This window comes from Teichococcus rhizosphaerae, from assembly GCF_002631185.1.
GTDB lineage: Bacteria > Pseudomonadota > Alphaproteobacteria > Acetobacterales > Acetobacteraceae > Pseudoroseomonas > Pseudoroseomonas rhizosphaerae.
On the sequence record NZ_PDNU01000109.1, the window covers coordinates 1 to 3,457 of the forward strand.

2 protein-coding genes are annotated in these 3,457 nt (G+C 68.0%); both read right to left on the reverse strand.

What is annotated here, in order from left to right; translation table 11 throughout:
• The coding region (locus tag CR162_RS21820) for a filamentous hemagglutinin N-terminal domain-containing protein (RefSeq protein ID WP_033990340.1) at positions 1–1,403 on the reverse strand (1,403 nt) is incomplete at its 3' end.
• 112 nt (positions 1,404–1,515) lie between these two features.
• Complete coding sequence (tpsB2, locus tag CR162_RS21825; RefSeq protein ID WP_073937341.1) at positions 1,516–3,204, reverse strand: two-partner secretion system transporter TpsB2; 1,689 nt, start codon at positions 3,202–3,204, stop codon at positions 1,516–1,518.
• Between the last annotated feature and the right edge of the window lie 253 nt (positions 3,205–3,457).

A 3,457-nucleotide genomic window follows, 5' to 3' on the forward strand; every position in this document is an offset into this window, starting at 1 on the left:
TCGTTCAGGCCGATCACCTGGCCGCCACGGTTGTCGAGATCGCCACGGGTCTTGACCACGGCGCGGTCCCGGCTCTGCAACAGGCCGTCCTGGCGGTTGTCCAGGCTGCTCGCCTCGACCCGCAGTTCGCCCTCGGCGAGCAGCTTGCCGCCACGGTTGTCCAGGTGCCCGGCGTTGACCCGGACGGTCGCCCCCTTCAGGCTGCCGCCCTGGTTGTCCAGCGCCTGGCTCGCCTTCGCTTCCAGCGCGCGGCTGGCCACCAGGCTGCCGGCGTTGCGCAGGGTGCCGCTGCGCAGCTCGAGGTCGCCGCGCGCGTTGCGCCGCTCGTCTGGCTCGACGCCGGCTTCGATCACCCCGGCGTTGTCGATATGCGCCGCCTCCAGCGCGATGCGTTCGCGCGCCGCCAGGCTCTGCCGGTTGACCAGTTCCTCCGCGCTGCGGATCTCGGCGCTGCCACCGGCGTAGGTCTTGCCGTTCAGCTCCACGGCCTGGGCCGCGATCTTCAGGTCGCCCTGGCTGGAGGTCTGGGCCAGGCTCAGCTTGCCGCTGGCGTCGATGCGGATGTCGCCGCCGCTGGCGGCCATATCGCCGGCCAGCTTCACCCCCACGCCCTGCTCGGTGCCGACCAGGCGGATCGCCCCGGCGTACATCCCGCCCAGCGCCGAGCTGTCGATCGCCAGCTGTGGCTTCTCGCTGCCATCGGCGGCGCGCGGCGTGGCCTGCAGGCTGTCGGCCTGGACGTCGTTGCGGCCGGTGACGATGTTGAGGTTCTTCGCGTAGAGCTTGGCGTTGAGCTTGGCGCTGCGGGTGATCAGGTCGAACTGTTCGAGGTTGCCGACGTTCAGTTCGGCGCCTTCGACGACGATGTCGCCGCCATCCACCTGGAAGCGCTCCAGGCGCTGGCCGTCCATGATCGGCTTGCCGGTGGTGAGGGTCGCGCGCGGCGTGTTGATGAAGCCGCAGCCCTGGCAGGTGATGCCGTGCGGGTTGGCGACGATCACCCGCGCCGACTGCCCGGCCACCTCGGTGTAGCCGGCCAGGGTGCTGCGGTTGCCGCCAGTGACCTGGTTGAGGATCACCTGCGCCGCCTGGCCCTTGAGGTTGGGGTTGCCGAGGATGATCCCGCCGAGCTGGGTACCCTGGGTCTTGCCGGTAGCGTTGTTGAGGATCAGCCCGTTGGCGCCGACGTTGTAGTCGCGGAAATGGTTGTTCGACAGCCCGGCGCCGTTGGGCGTGGCGATATTGACGATGGGCACGCCGTTGCCCGCCTGGCCCAGGCCGGTGTTGCCGCCGGCGGCCTTGTCCAGCGCCAGCCCCGCCGCCGCGGCGACGATCGGGTTGAGGAACAGGATGCCGGCCAGGGACAGGGCGATGCACTGGTTCAGCGGGCTGCGGATGTCCATATCGTTACTCCTTGGCGGGTAGGGGCCCGGCGAGGTTAAGCAAGGTTTTCCAAGGAAAGGGCCTCGATGCAGGTAGGCGCTTTCCTAAAGCGTTCAGGAGGTCGCCGCGTCTTCAGAAGAACGCGTCGACCCGGAAATAGATCGGGTGCTCGCGCCGCTCGATGGCGCTGGGCCGCTCCAGCGAGCGGGCGAAGCCGACGCTGGCGGCGAAATAGCGGCCGCGGGCATCCAGTTCGATGGCGTTGCCGCTCATGCGCCCGCTGGCACCGTCGTTGTAGCGGTCGTGGCGGATCACGCCGACGTCGTAGGCGAAGGCCACGCCGTATTCCTGCAGCCAGGGCCGCAGCGGCGCCCATTCCACCGCGCGCCGCCAGCGCAACTGGTTGCGCCAGTAGCCGCCGCTGTCGCCGGTCAGGGTCTGGTCCTTGAAGCCGCGCACCGAGCTGTTGCCGCCGAGGCTGATGCGCTGCGGGCTGAACAGCACGTCCTCGCTCCTCTGCCCGGTAGCCAGGCTGTCGAAGCTGAAGCGCTCGCCCCATAGCTGGAACGGCTGCAGGTAGCTGAGGGTCAGGCTGTACTTGTCGTAGCGCGCATTCGGATCGCCCGCGTGCGGGTGGCCGCGACCCTGCGCGCCAAGGGCGCCGATGCCCTGCTGCCAGCCGAGGTCGAGGTTGACGAAACCGCTGCCGATCCGCCGACCGTGGTTGAAGCCGAGCTGGGTCTCGGTGATCCGCGTGCTCTGGTCTTCCAGGCGGGTGTCTTCGACATAGTTGTTGGTGCGCTGGTGGCTGAGCCCCAGGCTCATGGCGGTCTTGCTCACGCCGTCTCGGTGCAGCACGCGTTCGGCGCGGAACTGGTGGCTGCGGCTGTCGCCATCGAGCTTGAAGGGGAAGCCGCTGGCCTCGTTGCGCGTGCGGTAGTCGCTCTGGCTGTAGCCGTAGGTGAAAGTCCACCAGCCCCAGGGCAGGCTGTAGAACAGGCTCTGGCTGTCGGAATGGCGCCAGCGGTCGGTCACCGCGTCGCGGTTGGCGCGCAGGTTGAGCTGGTCGGCCAGGCCCAGCGGGCTGTCCCAGTCCAGGCCCAGGCCCATCTGCTGCTCGCCGGTGCTGACGTCGCCGTCGTTGTTGCGCGTGGCGGAGACCTGCCAGGGCTTGTCGCGCTCACCCTTGAGACGCACCCGGCTGCCGCCGACCTCGCTGCCGGGCACCAGCTCCAGTTGCGCCTGGCGCGACGGCAGGCGACTCAACTGGTCGACCAGTTGCTCCAGTTCGCGCAGGTCGAGCAACTCGCCGGTCCTGCCCGGAAAGCTCATCGCCAGTTCGCGCGGGCTGGCCAGCGCGGAGCTGTCCAGGCCCTCCAGGCGGCCTTCGACGACGATGATGCGCAGGGTCCCGGAGGCCAGGTCCTGCTGTGGCAGGTAGGCGCGGGTGGTGACGTAGCCGCGATCCAGGTAATGGTCGGTGACGGCCTTGAGCAGCGCATTGAGCTGGCCGACGCCCAGGCAGCGCCCCTGGTAGGGCGCCAGCAACTGGCGACGCGCGCTTTCGTCGAGGTGCCCGGCGCCTTCCAGCTCGATGCGGCGGATCTCGAAGCAGCGCTCGTCGTCGCCGGAGGCATCCGCAGCGGCGGGCGCTCCCTTGCCGGGCAGTTGCTGGAGTTCCTCCAGGCGCTTGCGCTGTTCGTCCAGCAGGCGCTGCTGGCGGTCGCGGATCAGGTCGCGGTCACCGGGGGAGGTGAAGGGGGCGGCGCTGGCCATGAGGGGCAGGCACAGGAAGATAAAGGCCAGGCGATGGAGAGCCACGATTTCATTCCTTGAAATACAGAAAGGCGCGATGTTGGCCCAGCGGCTACAGCGGGTAAGCAGGAATATTCCGAAATCCGTCTTCCATGAGTCGGACAATCCGGAATTAAGGCACAAGGCCATCTGGGCGTGCCGAAAAACCTAACACAGACTTTTGGATTAATCCGTTAGATGGCACGCTTTCTCGACGAACTGCAACAAGACCCATCGTTGGTAAGGTACTCATCGCGGCAAAAAGAAAGGGCCGGCTCAG